Origin of the sequence: Rhodococcus sp. SBT000017 (assembly GCF_003688915.1) — a bacterium.
Taxonomy (GTDB): domain Bacteria; phylum Actinomycetota; class Actinomycetes; order Mycobacteriales; family Mycobacteriaceae; genus Rhodococcoides.
In genome coordinates this window covers 3,339,546-3,355,207 of record NZ_REFU01000001.1, presented here as the reverse complement: position 1 = coordinate 3,355,207, position 15,662 = coordinate 3,339,546, and the positions used below count along the sequence as shown (strand labels likewise).

15 protein-coding genes and 1 riboswitch are annotated in these 15,662 nt (G+C 64.6%); of the genes, 9 read left to right on the top strand and 6 right to left on the bottom strand.

What is annotated here, in order from left to right; all coding sequences use genetic code 11:
• Positions 1 to 3 precede the first annotated feature (3 nt).
• Entirely contained in the window at positions 4 to 1,113 is a 1,110-nt protein-coding gene (locus AYK61_RS15615; RefSeq protein WP_121871463.1) for a S1C family serine protease, read from the bottom strand.
• Between the two features lie 103 nt (positions 1,114 to 1,216).
• Here AYK61_RS15615 and AYK61_RS15610 point away from each other — a divergent pair, with 103 nt between their 5' ends.
• Together AYK61_RS15610 and AYK61_RS15605 are read left to right on the top strand one after the other, a co-directional pair.
• Positions 1,217 to 2,539: a sensor domain-containing protein gene (locus AYK61_RS15610; protein WP_259468081.1), complete on the top strand. Its 1,323-nt coding sequence runs from the start codon at positions 1,217 to 1,219 to the stop codon at positions 2,537 to 2,539.
• Entirely contained in the window at positions 2,536 to 3,198 is a 663-nt protein-coding gene (locus AYK61_RS15605) for a response regulator transcription factor (protein ID WP_121871461.1), read from the top strand. Before AYK61_RS15610 ends, AYK61_RS15605 begins: the two co-directional genes overlap by 4 nt.
• Before the next feature lie 12 nt (positions 3,199 to 3,210).
• Here AYK61_RS15605 and AYK61_RS15600 read toward each other — a convergent pair whose 3' ends face one another.
• Positions 3,211 to 3,597, bottom strand: a complete 387-nt coding sequence (locus tag AYK61_RS15600; RefSeq protein WP_121871460.1) for a hypothetical protein — start codon at positions 3,595 to 3,597, stop codon at positions 3,211 to 3,213.
• Positions 3,598 to 3,631: 34 nt separating this feature from the next.
• On the opposite strand from AYK61_RS15600, the gene AYK61_RS15595 reads away from it, so the two are divergent.
• Together AYK61_RS15595 and AYK61_RS15590 are read left to right on the top strand one after the other, a co-directional pair.
• Entirely contained in the window at positions 3,632 to 4,465 is an 834-nt protein-coding gene (locus AYK61_RS15595; RefSeq protein ID WP_121872784.1) for a DUF72 domain-containing protein, read from the top strand.
• Between the two features lie 132 nt (positions 4,466 to 4,597).
• Complete coding sequence (locus AYK61_RS15590) at positions 4,598 to 5,569, top strand: NAD-dependent epimerase/dehydratase family protein (protein WP_121871459.1); 972 nt, start codon at positions 4,598 to 4,600, stop codon at positions 5,567 to 5,569.
• Positions 5,570 to 5,732: 163 nt separating this feature from the next.
• Here the strand turns inward: AYK61_RS15590 and AYK61_RS15585 are convergent, their stop codons facing one another.
• Positions 5,733 to 6,299 (bottom strand): TetR family transcriptional regulator, encoded by a 567-nt coding sequence (locus tag AYK61_RS15585; RefSeq protein WP_128644668.1) that lies wholly within the window; start codon positions 6,297 to 6,299, stop codon positions 5,733 to 5,735.
• Between the two features lie 117 nt (positions 6,300 to 6,416).
• On the opposite strand from AYK61_RS15585, the gene AYK61_RS15580 reads away from it, so the two are divergent.
• Positions 6,417 to 8,000, top strand: a complete 1,584-nt coding sequence (locus tag AYK61_RS15580) for an MFS transporter (protein WP_121871457.1) — start codon at positions 6,417 to 6,419, stop codon at positions 7,998 to 8,000.
• Positions 8,001 to 8,065: 65 nt separating this feature from the next.
• Here AYK61_RS15580 and AYK61_RS15575 read toward each other — a convergent pair whose 3' ends face one another.
• From AYK61_RS15575 to AYK61_RS15565, 3 genes are all read right to left on the bottom strand, one after another.
• Positions 8,066 to 8,818, bottom strand: coding sequence for a GTP pyrophosphokinase family protein (locus AYK61_RS15575; RefSeq protein ID WP_068282717.1), 753 nt, complete (start codon positions 8,816 to 8,818; stop codon positions 8,066 to 8,068).
• 422 nt (positions 8,819 to 9,240) lie between these two features.
• On the bottom strand, positions 9,241 to 9,396 hold the full coding sequence (locus tag AYK61_RS27350) for a DUF6131 family protein (RefSeq protein WP_094611554.1): 156 nt from the start codon (positions 9,394 to 9,396) through the stop codon (positions 9,241 to 9,243).
• 93 nt (positions 9,397 to 9,489) lie between these two features.
• On the bottom strand, positions 9,490 to 11,439 hold the full coding sequence (locus AYK61_RS15565; RefSeq protein ID WP_259468080.1) for a helicase-related protein: 1,950 nt from the start codon (positions 11,437 to 11,439) through the stop codon (positions 9,490 to 9,492).
• Positions 11,440 to 11,487: 48 nt separating this feature from the next.
• Here AYK61_RS15565 and AYK61_RS15560 point away from each other — a divergent pair, with 48 nt between their 5' ends.
• The 4 genes from AYK61_RS15560 (at position 11,488) to AYK61_RS15545 (ending at position 15,662) form a co-directional block, all read left to right on the top strand.
• Positions 11,488 to 12,201 carry a type 1 glutamine amidotransferase gene (locus AYK61_RS15560; protein ID WP_121871455.1) on the top strand — a complete coding sequence of 238 codons (714 nt, stop codon included), beginning with the start codon at positions 11,488 to 11,490 and terminating at the stop codon, positions 12,199 to 12,201.
• 9 nt (positions 12,202 to 12,210) lie between these two features.
• Complete coding sequence (locus tag AYK61_RS15555) at positions 12,211 to 13,389, top strand: alpha-hydroxy-acid oxidizing protein (protein ID WP_121871454.1); 1,179 nt, start codon at positions 12,211 to 12,213, stop codon at positions 13,387 to 13,389.
• Positions 13,389 to 14,684 (top strand): alpha-amylase family glycosyl hydrolase, encoded by a 1,296-nt coding sequence (locus tag AYK61_RS15550; protein ID WP_121871453.1) that lies wholly within the window; start codon positions 13,389 to 13,391, stop codon positions 14,682 to 14,684. The genes AYK61_RS15555 and AYK61_RS15550 overlap by 1 nt, the downstream gene beginning before the upstream one ends.
• A gap of 74 nt (positions 14,685 to 14,758) precedes the next feature.
• Positions 14,759 to 14,851, top strand: a riboswitch (TPP riboswitch).
• Between the two features lie 49 nt (positions 14,852 to 14,900).
• Complete coding sequence (locus AYK61_RS15545) at positions 14,901 to 15,662, top strand: 3-oxoacyl-ACP reductase (RefSeq protein ID WP_121871452.1); 762 nt, start codon at positions 14,901 to 14,903, stop codon at positions 15,660 to 15,662.

The following is a 15,662-nucleotide window of genomic DNA, read 5'->3' as shown; positions in this document are numbered from 1 at the left end:
CCTTCATGCAGTCGGCATTCCCGGGGCGAGAGTGATTGTGCCGGAGCTGGTTACGCCTGTGTCATCGACCCAATCGACGACGGCGGAATCACCCGGGCGACGTCCGAGCAGCGCCTCCGATAGGTCCGATGAGGATTCGATCTCCCTGCCGTCGAACGTCACGATCACGTCCCCCGCCGACAATCCCAGGACCTCCGCCGGGGAATCGAACGTCACCGATGCCACGGCCGCCCCGATCGCCGGCTTGTTCTCGAAGACCGACACATCACGCACCGAGACCCCGAAATTCGGTGTGGGGCCCACGTGTACGGTGCCACCGGACTGGCCGGCGACCACCTGATCGAGCACCGCGACCGCCTCTGAGATGGGGACGGCGTACGCCTCGGGCGCCTGTGGGGGTGAGAACTCGGTTCCGTTGCGCGCCTCGTCGGACAATCCCGCGGTGTTCACTCCCACCACACGGCCCCAGGCGTCGAAGAGAGGCCCGCCCGAATCCCCCGATCGCACATCGGCGTCGACGCGAATCATTCGCTCCAACGTATTTCCTGAGCCGTCCACCGAACTGCGAGTACGCACCTGCTGATCGAGGGCGGTCACCGCCCCCGGGGCAGGCACCAATACCCCCGCACCCGAGGCATTCCCGACGGCGGTCACCGCATCACCCACCTCGGGAAGTGGGTCCGGAGCAAGCTCGACCACCGGCAGGTCGGCCGCGGTGATCAACTGCACGACTGCCACGTCACGGGACTTGTCGTAACCCAACACGGTGGCGTCGTAGATCAGTCCGTTGCCCATGTGCACTGCGCTGATCTCGGTGGCGTTCTCGACGACGTGGAAGTTGGTGAGCACGATTCCGTCGGGGGCGACGACGAAGCCGGTGCCGGCGACCCCGGAGAATCCTGCGGACGCCGAGAGGGTGACGACGGTGGGATCGACGCGAGCCGCGAGCTCCTCGGGCGTCAACGGTGGCGGTTCGACGACGGGAGCTGCCGGTGCGAGGGGTGCCGGCGCGGCGACGAAGTCTGCGGTTCCGGGATCGAGTTGCGGCGTCGCGAAGAGCCACACACCGGCAGCGACCAGCGTCAGTACCACCGCTCGTCCACCCGACCGCATAGGAACCGATTATGGTCCGGTGGCGATGGTGGTGCCAGCTACACCGACGAATCCACGGGTTGCCACCATCGATTCGGGGACTTTCGGCCGACAGACTTCGGGAATGACCAACAACGAACGAATCGAACACACGGAGGACAGAGTGGCTGCTGCGATTCTGCGGGCACCGTTCGCGAGGCGAACGTGGCGAGAGGGCGGCTATCTGCTCGTCGGTTCGATGCTGGGATTCCTCGGAGCGACGTACCTGTTCCTGGGCGCGGTATTCGGGCTGAGCCTGGTGATAGTCCTGATCGGCATTCCCTTGATCGCCGCCGTCATCGTCGGTGCGCGGAGTTGGGGTGTGGCCTACCGGGCGCTGTCGGAGACGATGCTCTCGACTCCGGTGGCTGCTCCTCCCCCCTTCCGTGCTCGCGGAATCTCCGGGTCCATCGCCGCCGGGTTGACCGATCGGGTCGGCTGGCGTGCGGTGCTGTTTCTCGTCATCCAGTCGTTGCTGTCGGTGGTCAACGTGTTCGTGGTGCTCATGTTCGCGGTGATCTCGGCTTTTCTGGTCGTGTCGCCTGTGGTGTGGGCCGTCGTGAAGCCGGTCAGCTACGACGCGGACGGGGTGGCCCGCCAATCCCTGATCCAGATCGATCAGACCTATTTCGACACGCTGCCCCAGATGTTGGCCGTGGCCGTGCTGGGAATCTGTGGGCTGTTCATTGCGCCATGGCCGATTCGAGCGATGGCAGCGGTGGAGCGCACGCTGACCGGATTGCTGCTCGCTGCCTCCGACGAGGATCGGCGAGTCTCGGACCTGGAGACGTCCCGCGCGGAGGTGGTCGACAATTCGACTGCGACTCTTCGACGGGTCGAGAGAGATCTACACGACGGCACACAGGCTCGACTTGTCACCATGGCCATGGCGCTGGGGAGAGCGGAGGAGAAGTTGGCACGCGGCGAAGACGCGTCGGAACTGGTGTCGGCTGCCCACGGCACCGCAAAGGAAGCGCTCGTCGAGCTTCGAGAGGTGGTACGCGGAATACACCCGCCCGCACTCGATCTCGGACTCGAAGCGGCCCTGCAGACACTGTGTTCGCGCAGCCCGATCCCGGTCGAGCTGACGGTACTGTTGCCACACCGTCCGGCTCCGAGCATCGAGACCATCGCATACTTCACGGTGGCCGAACTGTTGACCAACGCAGCCAAGCACTCCCATGCTTCGCAGGTGTGGGTCGATGCGCACGCGGACATAGCGAGTGTCGTGATCAGCCTGCGTGACAACGGAATCGGTGGTGCGGTTCTCGGAGCCGGCACCGGCCTGAAGGGTTTGCAGGCTCGAGTCGAATCCGTCGACGGAGCACTGCATGTGGACAGTCCGGTAGGTGGCCCCACCGCCGTGAAAGTGCATCTGCCCGTGACGTCTGGAGGAATCGGATCATGAAGGTGGTCATTGCCGAGGACAGTGTGATCCTACGAGACGGGTTGGTGCAGCTGCTGATCGATCGCGGATACGAGGTGCCGGCGATGGTGGGTGATGCCGAGGCGCTGGTGGCCGCAGTCGACGAGTATGCGCCCGACGTCGCGATCATCGACGTGCGAATGCCGCCGAGCTTCACCGACGAAGGACTCGTTGCGGCAGTACATCTGCGACGCCGCCATCCGGACGTGGGCGTACTGGTCTTCTCCCAGTGGGTCGAAACCCGATACGCTGCAGAGTTGTTGTCCGGCAGTACGTCCGGGGTCGGCTATCTGCTGAAGGACCGCGTCGCCGACGTCGGTGAATTCGTCGACGCATTGGTTCGGGTCGCAGCCGGCGGGACAGCGCTGGATCCGGAAGTGGTGGCTCAATGGGTGGGGTCCAGCGCAAAGCGGAGCACATTGGATGCGCTGACCGCGCGCGAACGCGAAGTGTTGGACCTCATGGCGCAGGGACTGACCAACGCGGCTCTTGCTGCATCCCTGCATGTTTCGGAAAGAGCAATCGAGAAGCACGTGGGAAATATCTTCGGCAAGTTGAGGCTACCCCCGTCGGATACCAACCATCGGCGAGTGATGGCAGTACTGCAATATCTCGGTCAGCCGTCGGGCACGGCTTCGTAGTCGACACCGGGCTCACCGATACCAGCGCCACAGTCGCGGAGTTGTGCAGACCAACAGCACCGCCAAGGCAGTGACCACGGCCTGTCCGACGCGACCTGCCGTTATTCCGTCCGTCGGATCGTGGGGCGGGTAGTTCACGACGGCGTTGGCCGCCGCATCGAGAAGCAAGATCGCTGCGCCGAACACCAATCCGATACGTCTGCGTCGAGCAATGAGAACTGCCGCGAGCGGATCGAGGACGACGAGCGCGACGAAGAACCACGCGATGGCTACCGGTACCCCCGGATATGGATCTGATCCACCGCCGACGAGCTGCACCAGATGAACGACCGTGCCGTAAGCGAATACGGCCGTGAACACATACGTCAACGCATCGACGTGCCGTGGGGTGGATCGCACGGATACGAAGGTACCGCCCGTCTACAGTCTGCTCATGCCCGCGTCGCATCGACCCCGAGTCCTGATCGGCATCTCCGGTTGGACGTACGCGCCGTGGCGAGGAGATTTCTATACGGCGGGCCTGGCGCATCGTAAGGAGCTCGGGTACGCATCGGAACATCTGACTTCGATCGAGATCAACGGCACGTTCTATGCGATGCAGAAGCCGTCGAGCTTCACCAAGTGGTACAACGAGACGCCGGACGACTTCGCGTTCTCCATCAAAGGTGGTCGCTACGTCACCCACATCAAGCGGCTCGTCGGCGTCGAGGCGGCACTCGCGAACTTCTTCGCCACCGGAGTGTTGACGCTGGGCGACAAGCTCGGACCGTTCCTGTGGCAGTTGCCCCCTAACCTCGAGTTCGACGCGCAGAAGATGTCGGACTTCTTTGCCATGTTGCCTCGGACGGTCTCTGATGCAGTCACTTTGGCCCAGTCTCGCGACGGCAAGTTGGCCGAGGATCGAGTGTTGTTGCCGGCTGGGTCGTCTCGGGTCCTGCGGCACTGTGTGGAGGCCCGGCATCAGAGCTTCGCCACCGACGAGGCCGTGCACCTGTTGCGAGAGAACGATATTGCGTTCGTTGTCGCCGACACCGCAGGCAAGTACCCGTACGTCGACACTCCGACAGCCGATTTCATGTACGCCCGCCTGCACGGCGACGAGGAGCTGTATGCCAGCGGCTACACGGATGAGGCGCTCGATCGATGGGCCGCGAAGATCTCCGACTGGTCGGCCACGGGCCGCGACGTCCACGTGTACTTCGACAACGACATCAAAGGATACGCACCCTTCGATGCAATGAAACTGATCGAGCGAATCGGTAGATGATTATTCGGCTCTCTAATTTCTACCGTAGAGAGCAGTAGGCACCACAATGGAGACGCGGGGCGCTGCTGTGAGCAGAGATCCGATCAGGCCGGTCGACGGCGACGAGGACCGGATCACCGGCACACTGGGTGCATGAAGCTATTGGTCCTCGGCGGCAGCGACTTCGTTGGGCGAATTGCCGTCGAACATGCTCTCGATCTGCAGTGGGATGTCACGGTCCTCAACCGCGGACACTCTCGTCCGAATCCGCGGGCAACCCCACTCCTCGGGGACAGGCGAGTCGCAGGCGGACTCGATGCACTGCGGAAGGGGCAGTGGGACATGGTGTTCGATACCTGGTCGTGGGAGCCGAGCGTCGTCGAGGAGTCGGCGGCGATGCTCGCCGGACGGGTCGACAGCTACATCTACGTCTCGAGCCGGTCGGTGTACGACGCGCCGCGAGCGGGATCGACCGAGACCTGGCCGACGGTGCAGGGGCCTGGCGAGGACTATGCGCGGCAGAAGTTGGGCGGTGAGCGAGCGGCAGTTGCGGCTTTCGGCGATCGAGCGCTGCTGGTCCGCGCCGGGCTGATTCTCGGGCCGTACGAGAACATCGGCCGACTTCCGTGGTGGCTGAACAGAATCGAGCGCGCCGGCGATGTGCTTGCGCCCGGTCCCGCTGACTTGGCACTGCAGTACGTCGATGCCCGCGATCTTGTCGCCTGGAGTCTGGCTGCAGCCGCGCGGGGTCTCGGCGGACCGTACGACGTGGTGAGCCGGCCAGGTCATGCCACGATCGGCGACGTTCTGCAGGCCTGCATCCAAGCCACCCGGTCCGATGCTCGCCTGTGCTGGGTGGAGCCGGATGTCCTCGGCGCTGCAGGTGTGCGGCCGTGGACGGAGCTTCCGATCTGGATTCCGCCGGGGGCTGATCATGATTCGCTGCATGCATCCGACGTATCGAAGGCATTCGACGCGGGGCTCCGGACACGTCCGATTCAGGAGACTGTGGCAGACACGTGGGTGTGGCTGCAATCGATGAACAGGCGGACGCCGATGAGGGGTGATCGGCCGCCCATCGGACTCCCGGCCGAGCGTGAGGCGGCAATTCTCGCGGGTCGGTGAACTCGACAGACGCGCGCGGAATAGTCAGACGCGTTCGGAATTGCCAACGGATCGGTGTCGAATTCGCGCGCGTGTGACGAACGCGCGCGCGTTTGCGAGTAAACCGGCCCGCTACCCCACTATTCATGACTCTTGGCTGAAGACTAGAGAGTGATAGACAACGCTACGGAGTGCAGAGTCGTCGCACCGCGCCCTCGATGATCGACGCCCGGCGCTGGTGTTCGGTGTCGTCGACGGGTCCGCAGTCGCTGCCCGGCGCAGTCATCCACGCGGAGGTGATGCCGAAGATCATGGTGAACAGGTCGTCGACGGTGTAGGCGTCGGAAATCAGGCCGTCCTGCTGCGCAACTGCCATGGCGTGTCGTCGCTCGGCTATCACCGCATGGATGTCGTCGGCACCCGCGACCGCCATACCGCCTTGAAGTTGCGTCCACAGCAGCAGTCGGTGTTCCTGAGGGTTCGCGGCGAGGTGCAGATACTCGCGTGCGGCGTATCCCCCGAGATCGTCGACGGTGAAGGGAACCGACTCCAGAAAGCGCGCGAACCCGTCTTCCACGACGGCCCGGAACAATGCTTCCTTGTCTCCGAAGTACGCGTACAGGCGTTCCTTGCTCGCTTTCGCCGAGACCGCGATGCGATCCACCCGTGCCCCGGCCAATCCGTGCTCGGAGAACTCTGTGCGTGCGGCGACGACGATGCGGGCGCGGGTTGCGCTGGCGTCTGGCTTCATGTCGGCCACCCTACCGCCAACCAACTAGTTCGTTTGACACTCGGTGCCGCATCGCCTACGTTTTCGTCGGGACATTTTTCGGGCCCGAGAATCAACGAGTACGAGTGGGGTAGAAACATGTCGCAGGTCTCCGAGCGCGAAGCGTCGGATCCGAATCCGAACTACGAGCGCCGGTGGTTGGTGCTCTGCATCGTCGCCATCACACAGCTCACGATCGTGCTGGACGGCACCATCGTCAACATCGCCCTACCGCAGGCGCAGATCGACCTCGGCATCAGCGACACCAGCCGCACCTGGGTGATCACCGCCTATGCGCTGGCGTTCGGCGCGCTGTTGCTGCTCGGTGGTCGAATCGCGGACTACTGGGGCCGCAAGCGCTCGTTCATCGTCGGCATGGCCGGCTTCGCCGTTGCCTCCGCCGTCGGCGGACTCGCCCAAGAGGGCTGGCAGCTGTTCATCGCACGCGCAGGTCAGGGCGTCTTCGCTGCACTGCTCGCACCCGCAGCGCTGGCCATCCTGACGGTAACGTTCACCGACACCAAGGAGCGCGCCAAGGCATTCGGCGTGTTCGGCGCGATCGCCGGTGGCGGCGCAGCCGTCGGACTGCTCCTCGGCGGAGTGCTCACCGAGTACGCGAACTGGCGCTGGTGCCTGCTCGTCAACATCCCCGTCGCCATCATTGCCATCGCCGCCGCAGTCCCGCTGGTCAAGGAGAGCAAGGCACACGGCGACACCCGCTACGACCTGCCCGGAGCGATCCTCGTCGCGCTCGGACTGGCCTCGCTGGTCTACGGCTTCACCGAAGCCGAGGACGGCTGGGCGACGGTACCCACCATCTCCTTCATCGCTCTCGGCCTCGCGCTGCTCGCCGCGTTCGTCGTGGTCGAATCCAAGTCCGCCAACCCGCTGCTCCCCCTGAGCGTTCTGCTCGACCGCGACCGCGGTGCCGCATACATCGGGTCGGCCGTCATCGGTGCAGCACTGCTCGGTGGCACGTTGTATCTGACCTTCTACTTCCAGATCGTGCTCCAGATGAGCCCGGTCATCGCCGGTGTCGCGTCGCTGCCCATGACCGGCGGAATCCTGATCACCGCCGCGATCGCCTCGGCACTCGTACCGAAGATCGGGCCCAAGCCGATGATGGCCGTCGGCCCCGTCGTCTCGGCGATCGGCCTGCTGCTGCTCACGCAGATCGGCGTCGACACCTCGTACTGGACGCACGTGCTCCCCGGAGTCGTACTGCTCGGGCTCGGTCTCGGCCTGCTGATGGTGCCGATGCAGAACGTCGCTCTCATCGGCGTCCCCGATCACGATGCGGGTGCCGCATCCGCGCTGATCAACGCGACGCTTCAGGTCGGCGGCGCACTCGGCGCAGCGGTGTTCACCACGGTGTACACCTCGTCGAAGACGACGTTCCTCGCCGAGAACCCGGCACCGACGCCGCCCGCAGGAGTTCCTGCGGAGGCTCTTGCCGGCCAGGAAATCCCCAGCGACGAGATGCTGGCCGCGCTACCGGAACCGATCCGCAACTTCGTGCTCGCCACCATCGATCACGCTTTCGCAGCCGAGGTGTCGGGCTACGCGTGGGCCTTCGGAACCGCCGCGATCCTGGTCGCGTTGGTGTGCCCGGTCGTGCTGGTACTGGTCCGTGCCAAGAAGGACGACCTGCCAGTCGGGGACACTCCGGTCCACATCGGCTAGCGCATACGAGAACAGAACCCCGCTGCTCGCCCGTCGAGCAGCGGGGTTTTTCGTTGTGGTGACCGTCAAGCCCGATCGGGGTCGATCGCCTCGGCCTGCGCCGTGAGCAGCATGTGCAGCAACTCGGGAGGCAGAGCCATGGGCGGCAGCGCGCCGAGAGCGATGGAGTTCTCCGCCTCGCCGCCCAGCTCGACCACCTCGTCGTGCAGGCTTTCCATCTTCTCGTCGAGCTTGTTGGCGCTCTCGGCCGCCTCGGTCAGCTCCGCCAACAGAGTCTCCGGAATCTGCCCGCGATACTTGTAGAAGATCTTGTGCTCGAGGCTCGCCCAGAAATCCATCGCGATGGTTCTGATCTGCAGTTCGACGAGGACCGGCTGGACGCGATCGGACATGAACACCGGAATCTCGACGATCAGATGCAAGCTCTTGTAGCCGTTGGCTTTCGGGTTCGCGATGTAGTCCTTGATCTCGACGACGCGCACGTCGCTCTGACTGCTGAGCATGTCGGCGATGCGGTAGGTGTCGGAGATGAAGCTGCAGGTGATGCGCACTCCGGCGACGTCGAAGATGTTCTCGCGAATCGCATCGAGAGTCAGGGCGCACTTCTTCCGCTGCGCCTTCTCGAAAATGCTCTCCGGAGTCTTCAACCTCGACGAGACGTGCTCGATGGGGCTGTACCGGTGAATGTGGGTGAATTCCTGCTTCAAGATGTTGATCTTCGTGATCAGCTCGTCGATCCCGAACTTGTAGCTCATCATGAATCGCGTGAAATCTTGTCTCAGTTGACCCAGATCGACGACGGGCTCACTGTTGTTCATACCGTCGATTGTCCACGACGGGCGACTGTGTTCGCGCAGCGCGGGAATCGAAGCTGGCGTCACTGCACGAGTTGCGTAGCTCCGGCGTGAACAGCACGACGCCACAGCGTTCGCACTGATGGGTGCGGTGATGTCCGCGGTCGCACGAACAGGCCCGTGAACCCACCAATACCGAACCGGCGACGAGTGGATGGCCGTTGGTGCAGCGAGAAGGCGCTCGTTCTGCCCACCGATCGCCGACGCGATAGAGCGATCCGGCAACCGGGTCGGTGTCGCGCTCGTCGGATGCCATCGCGCGCAACCGCCTTCGACACTGTCTACCGTCCGATATGGACCGCCCGAAGTGGCTCCGCTGGCCGCATCGCCAACTTCGGGGGCCCGCTCAGACTAACAGAAATCGAACGTGTGTTCTAACTCGTAGGTCAAAACCACGTCTTGCGGCCACCGACTGCGCGCCCCATCGAACCGAGCAACGTCAGAACCGCGCCGACGACGACAAGAATGATGCCGATGGTCGTCAAGATCGAGATGCCGGCGAAATAGCCGATGAGGGCGAGGATGATTCCGAGAACGATCATGACTACTCCTGGTGCCACTGTGAGCCCGCTACCGACGAATTGCCGATGGGACCGAACCTACTCGGGCGCGTGGACGATTGCTCACAATTGTCGCTATTTTCCGGCGTCCACTTTCGCGGCGAGAAACGCCTCGGGGTCGATGAGATCCGCCTGCCCGACGATCGATCCCAGGTCAGCGATACGTTCGATACCGGTCAGCACCATCTCTTCTTCGACCGTGCCCTCGGCGTAGCCGTAGTAGCAGGTCGACGTCGTGTGGTTGTGGTCCTTGTCTATTCGGTTGGCCCGGCCCTCGATCTGCCGAATGTCGATGGGCGTCCACCGGGGATCGTGAATCAGCGTCACGCGTGGTGCGAGGGTGGAGACCGTGCCCTCCGGGAGCAGTAATTCGTTGGTGTGCAGGTTGATCGCACTGGTGGTTGTCGAGACGATGACCGACGCGTCGCCGGTTTGAAAGCGTCTGATCGACGCCTCCTGATCCGGGCTGCTCATACTCCCGTCGACGACCGCGACCTCGAGGCCCTCGTCCCGAAGCGTCTGCGCCAACGCCGCTACCGACTCGCGGTAGAACATCGAGACGAACACCTGATTGCCGGCCTTGACCCAGGTGCGCACCTGGTCGGCGGACGCGGGAATGCGTAGGTACGAACACTTCTGGCGGAATCGCAGGGTCGCGGCGCGGGTGCTCGGGTTCTTCTGCAGCACGCGCTTGCCGCCGACGGCCTTCCAGATCGGTAGCCCGACTTCCTTGCGGTAGTCCACCCACGCCGAGTTGTACAGCCGCTTCTGCGCGGCGGTGAGTTCCTGGCCGAGCGGCTCGCGTGGGGTCGGCGGTGAGGGACGCGAAATCGACCACGGCACAGCACCTCCCGACAGCCACCCATGTACGGACGCGATATCGCGGGCGCGTCGGGCCGCGTCCTCGGGCTCCCACCGCCACGTCGTCAATCCCGTCGTCGCCTTGCCTGCCTTGACGGCGAACCCCGATTCGATGAGGAACTCGGCCCACTTCATCGTCACCGCATAGCCGAGATACTCGTCGTCGCCGAGGATCTCGACCCCGCGGCTGCGCTCGACGGCCCGTGCCATGTAGGCGAAGTGCAGCGGCTGATAGCCGGGAGTTGCAGACATCCACACCACCGAGCGCGCCGCCTCCTGATACCGCCAGAGGATCTGCGACTGCTGCGATTCGATGTTCATCAGCGCATGCGATTCGTCGGCGATCACCACGTCCATGTCGAACCGAAGCTCGCCGAGCGAGATGGTCCGCTTGTTCTGTGTCCGTTTGCGTTTGCCCAGGTCGGTCTCGGGCGGAACGGACAGGAGCTTCTTCGTCGACTGGTACGTGATCAGCAGCCAGCGCTTGCGCTCGGACGGTTCGATGTCGGCCTCGCTGTCGGCGATGGTGCGCCGCCATCCCGGCAATGCGCCCTTGGGTGCGACCACCAGCACCGTGCCGATCTCGGCCGCCGACATCTGCCGAACGGCCTCGCACACCGCCAACGTCTTGCCCAGACCCGTCGAATCCATCTGCGCGAAGTACGGGAATCCCGCGTCGAGGGCGGCGAGATGGCGTCGAACGGATTCGAGTTGGGTCTCACGCGGCTGCATCGCGCGCTCCCGCACCATCTCGTCCCGCCAGTTCTCGTTGGCATCGTCCTCGAGCCACCGTTGCAGGCTGTACGGCATCGACTCGTACGGCTGCAGATACTCGGGCAATTCGGTGCCGTAGTACGCGAACACCCGCGGTCCGGGATACCAGCGCGCCCCGGCAGCGCCCGCCGCCGACCGATCCTCGAACGGCACGTCCAACACCCAGACGCGCTCACCGGGATCGGGCACCCGCAGATCGGGGGCAGCAGTCTTGCGAGGCGACGTCTTGCGCGGGGCGGCTCTCTTCCGCGGTGCCGCTTTCTTTGCTGCTGCTTTCTTGGGAGCGGGCTCACCGTTCTTCGCGGCCGCGAACTTTCGCGCAGCGGCGCTCTGCCCGGCCTTGACGGTGCGGGCAGTGGTGGATCGGGCTGTGCGTCTACGAGGTGGCATCGGATCCAGTCTGTCGTACGGTGTGCACGAACACCGTAAAGGAGCCCTGTGACATACACGAACGACCCGCGCGCCGTAGTTCTCGTCCACGATCAGGATCCGACTCTGGCGCGACGCGACATCGGCACTCTCGACGCCGAATTACGCACCAGGGGTTTCCAGTTGGAGGTGCACTCCTTCGATCACAGCCCCGACGTTCCGCCGCCGCCACTGTCTCACGCGCAGTTGATGGTGGTCATGGGCTCGCCCGACGCCGCCTACGACGACACGCTGACGTGGCTCGCGCCCGAGATCGTCTACCTGCAGGACGCCATCGACGCGCAGGTCCCGATCCTGGGTGTGTGCTTCGGCGGGCAGTTGCTAGCGCGAGTGCTCGGCGGGTCGGTCCGCAAGTCCGAGCATCCCGAGTACGGATTCGTCGACATCGACACCTCCGATCCCGAGCTCATCGGCCCCGGCCCGTGGATGGAATTCCACGGCGACACCTTCACCGCGCCGCCGCAGGCCACGGTGATCGCGCGCAACGAGGCCGCGCAGCAGGCCTTCGTATGCGGACCGCACCTGGGGCTGCAGTTCCACCCCGAAATCGACCTCGACACCTACGACGCGTGGGCCGCCGCGTGGGACCGCGACGGCGTCGAACATGCGGTGGACACCCGCGAAATCCGCCGGGCCATCGCGGAGGCCGAAGCCGCAGCTCGGTCGCGCTGCTCGGCGCTGCTCGACGCATTTCTCGCCCGATCCTCGGCGGTGCCCCGGTAGGGTCGAACGATGACCGAGGCCAGGCCCAGCAACTTCAGCGATCACCAACTCGGCATCTACGCCGCCGGAATGTTCGCCCAGCAGACACCGCCGATCACCACCAACCTGGCGAGGCTGGAGGACCAGGCTGCCGAGAAGCTCTCGCCCGAGGCATTGGGCTACATCGTCGCCAGCGCGGGCAGCGGCTCGACGGCACGGGCGAACCGAGCGGCCTTCGACAAGTGGGCCATCGCCCCCAGGATGCTTCGGAGTTCGGCTGCTCGTGATCATTCGTGCACCGTGCTCGGCACCGAGATGCCGGCCCCGCTGATGATCGCTCCCGTGGGCATTCAGACGCTCGCGCACCCCGACGGCGAGCTCGCCACCGTTCGCGCAGCCGCGGAACTCGGTGTGCCATACATCCATTCGACACAGGCCTCGCATTCGTTCGAGCAGATCGCGGAGGCAGGGGGCGACGCTCCCCGCTGGTACCAGCTGTACTGGCCGACGGACGAATCGGTGCTGCTGAGCTTCCTGCAGCGCGCGAAGGAGTCCGGATTCACCACCCTGGTGCTGACCCTCGACACGACCTTGCTGGGCTGGCGGCCCGCCGATCTGGACCGCGGTTACCTGCCGTTCCTGGCCAACCTGGGTATCGAGAACTACCTGACCGATCCGGCGTTCCAGGCCGGCCTGGGGCAGCCGGTCGAGGAGAATCCTGTTGCCGCCGCGATGCATTGGGCGCAGATGTTCCCCAACCCGGGTCTGTCGTGGAAGAACTTGGCGTTCCTGCGCGAGCACTGGAGCGGTCCGATCGTGCTCAAGGGAATCTGTACGGTGGGCGACGCGCGAGAGGCGGCCGCGCACGGAGTGGACGGCATCGTCGTCTCCAACCACGGTGGGCGTCAGATCGACGGGGCCAGGCCGTCACTCGACGCGTTGCCGTCCATCGTCGATGCCGTCGGAGACGATCTGACCATCCTGTTCGACTCCGGTGTGCGCACCGGGGCAGACATGGCCAAGGCGTTGGCGCTCGGGGCAGATGCGGTACTGCTGGGCCGACCCTTCCTGTACGGCCTCGCACTCGATGGTCAGGAGGGTGTTGCGCACGTATTACGTTGCCTGCTGGCCGAATTCGACCTGGTGACGAGCCTGTCCGGTCATACCGGCGCAGGCGAACTGGGCCGCGACTCGATCATGGAGTCCTGATGGAGTGGACGAAGCACGCCATCTGGTGGCACCTGTACCCGCTCGGCTTCACCGGTGCGCCGGTACACGGCTGGGACGGTGAATCTCAGGCGGATCTGCACCGGCTGAACAGAATCGAGAACTGGCTCGACTACGCACTCGAACTCGGCGCGTCGGGCATCGCCCTCGGTCCGATCTTCGAGTCCGAGAAGCACGGCTACGACACTGTCGACTATTTCCACATCGACGGCAGGCTCGGCACCGACGAGGACATCGACTCCCTGATCGCCGCGGCGCACTCCCGCGGCCTGACGATCATGTTCGACGGCGTCTTCAACCATGTGGCGCAGAGCTTTCCGAAGTTTCAGGAAGCGCTGACCGAGGGTGCGGACTCCGAGGCCGCGGGGTGGTTCCACCTCGATTGGTCCGGTGAAAAGCCGACGCATCGCAACTTCGAGGGCCACGACGAACTGGTCGCACTCGATCACGAGAGCCCGGATGTGCAGCAGTACGTCGTGGACGTCCTGTCGCACTGGCTCGAGCGAGGCGTCGACGCCTGGCGGCTGGACGCGGCCTATGCGGTATCGCCGCGTTTCTGGGCCGCGGTGTTGCCGAAGGTTCGGGAAAAGCACCCGGACGCTTACTTTCTCGGCGAGGTCATTCACGGCGACTACGACCGAATCGTCTCGGCCTCCACGCTGGACTCGGTCACTCAGTACGAGCTGTGGAAGGCCGTCTGGAGCGGTCTGAGCGAGCTCAACTTCTTCGAGCTCTCCCATGCGCTCGAGCGTCACAACGGCTGGCTCGACGCCTTCGTGCCCGCCACGTTCGTCGGAAATCACGACGTCAACCGCATCGCCAGCGTCATCGAGGACGAGCGACATCTGCTGCACGCCTTGGTGGTTCTGTTCACCGTGGGCGGTATGCCGATGATCTACTACGGCGACGAGCAGGCGTTTCGCGGAATCAAGGAGGATCGAGTCGGCGGTGACGACGAGGTGCGTCCGGAGTACCCCGACACGTTCGAGAATCTCGCTCCGTACGGTTGGCCGGTCTACCGAGTGCATCAGGAGCTGATCGCACTTCGGCGTCGCAATCCGTGGCTGTACTCCGCGCGCACCGAGACGCTCGAACTCACCAACACCGCACTGCTCTATCGCGCGCACGCCGACGGCGAATCGCTGACGGTCGCGCTCAACCTCGGTGACGACGCCATCGACTACCCGGTTCAAGGCGACGAGGTGCTCGCAGGCGAAGCGGATCTGCACGACGGGCGGGTGAGCGTCCCGCCGCACGGCTGGGCCGTGATCGGCTGAACGCGTGCATTCGGTTCCATTCGTCTCTCTAGCGTGAAAACAAGACACGGCGAGAAACCGCTACAGGTACAGTCGACCGCGACACGGGGTGCCCGTCAGGGCTGAGAACACACCCGTCGAACCTGATCTGGTTAGGACCAGCGAAGGGAATGTCGTGGCGTTGCGGTATTCCTGTTCCCTCGTGACGGTCCCGACCTCGAACGAGAGGCGAGGCGCATGAAATTCGACGAGCAGACAGTGTTGGTCACCGGCGGTGGACGCGGACTGGGAGCAGCGATCGCCGCGGCGTTCGCCGGCCAGGGTGCCCGAGTGGTGATCGACTACCGCAACAGCAGAGATGCCGCCGAAGCGCTGTCGAACCGACTCGGTGAGAACGCGATCGCGGTCCAGGGTGATGTCACCGACGACGCCGCGGTGGCCGCGCTGTTCGATACCGCGCGTGAGCATTTCGGCACCCCGATCACTACCGTCGTCAACAACGCGCTGGCCGATTTCTCGTTCGACGGAGACGCACGGCCCAAAGCCGACACGATCACCTGGGAGCGCTTCGACGCTCAACTGCGGGGCAGCGTCCGCGCGGCGTTGTTGACCACCCAGGCTGCACTGCCGGGCATGCGCGAGGCGGGGTTCGGACGAATCATCAACGTGGGCACCAATTTGTTCCAGAATCCGGTAGTCCCGTACCACGACTACACGGCCTCCAAGGCGGCGCTGCTCTCGCTGACCCGCACTCTGTCCGCCGATCTGGGCGCAGACAACATCACCGTCAACATGGTCTCGGGTGGACTGCTCCGCACCACCGACGCCAGCTCCGCGACCCCGGCCGAGGTGTTCGATTTCATCGCCGCCTCGACCCCGCTGCAACGCGTCACCACCCCCGAGGAATTCGCCGACGCTCTGCTGTTCTTCGCATCGCCGTGGGCGCGGTCGGTGACCGGCCAGAATCTCGTCGTCGACGGCGGACTGGTCAAGGACTGA

Excerpts from the sequence above, each read along its gene's own strand:
- AYK61_RS15545 (WP_121871452.1), top strand. The coding sequence starts at position 14,901 with ATGAAATTCGACGAGCAGACAGTGTTGGTCACCGGCGGTGGACGCGGA.
- AYK61_RS15585 (WP_128644668.1), bottom strand. The coding sequence starts at position 6,299 with ATGAAGCCAGACGCCAGCGCAACCCGCGCCCGCATCGTCGTCGCCGCA.
- AYK61_RS15580 (WP_121871457.1), top strand. The coding sequence starts at position 6,417 with ATGTCGCAGGTCTCCGAGCGCGAAGCGTCGGATCCGAATCCGAACTAC.
- AYK61_RS15610 (WP_259468081.1), top strand. The coding sequence starts at position 1,217 with ATGACCAACAACGAACGAATCGAACACACGGAGGACAGAGTGGCTGCT.
- AYK61_RS15595 (WP_121872784.1), top strand. The coding sequence starts at position 3,632 with ATGCCCGCGTCGCATCGACCCCGAGTCCTGATCGGCATCTCCGGTTGG.
- AYK61_RS15575 (WP_068282717.1), bottom strand. The coding sequence starts at position 8,818 with ATGAACAACAGTGAGCCCGTCGTCGATCTGGGTCAACTGAGACAAGAT.
- AYK61_RS15590 (WP_121871459.1), top strand. The coding sequence starts at position 4,598 with ATGAAGCTATTGGTCCTCGGCGGCAGCGACTTCGTTGGGCGAATTGCC.
- AYK61_RS15615 (WP_121871463.1), bottom strand. The coding sequence starts at position 1,113 with ATGCGGTCGGGTGGACGAGCGGTGGTACTGACGCTGGTCGCTGCCGGT.
- AYK61_RS27350 (WP_094611554.1), bottom strand. The coding sequence starts at position 9,396 with ATGATCGTTCTCGGAATCATCCTCGCCCTCATCGGCTATTTCGCCGGC.
- AYK61_RS15605 (WP_121871461.1), top strand. The coding sequence starts at position 2,536 with ATGAAGGTGGTCATTGCCGAGGACAGTGTGATCCTACGAGACGGGTTG.
- AYK61_RS15565 (WP_259468080.1), bottom strand. The coding sequence starts at position 11,439 with ATGCCACCTCGTAGACGCACAGCCCGATCCACCACTGCCCGCACCGTC.
- AYK61_RS15555 (WP_121871454.1), top strand. The coding sequence starts at position 12,211 with ATGACCGAGGCCAGGCCCAGCAACTTCAGCGATCACCAACTCGGCATC.
- AYK61_RS15550 (WP_121871453.1), top strand. The coding sequence starts at position 13,389 with ATGGAGTGGACGAAGCACGCCATCTGGTGGCACCTGTACCCGCTCGGC.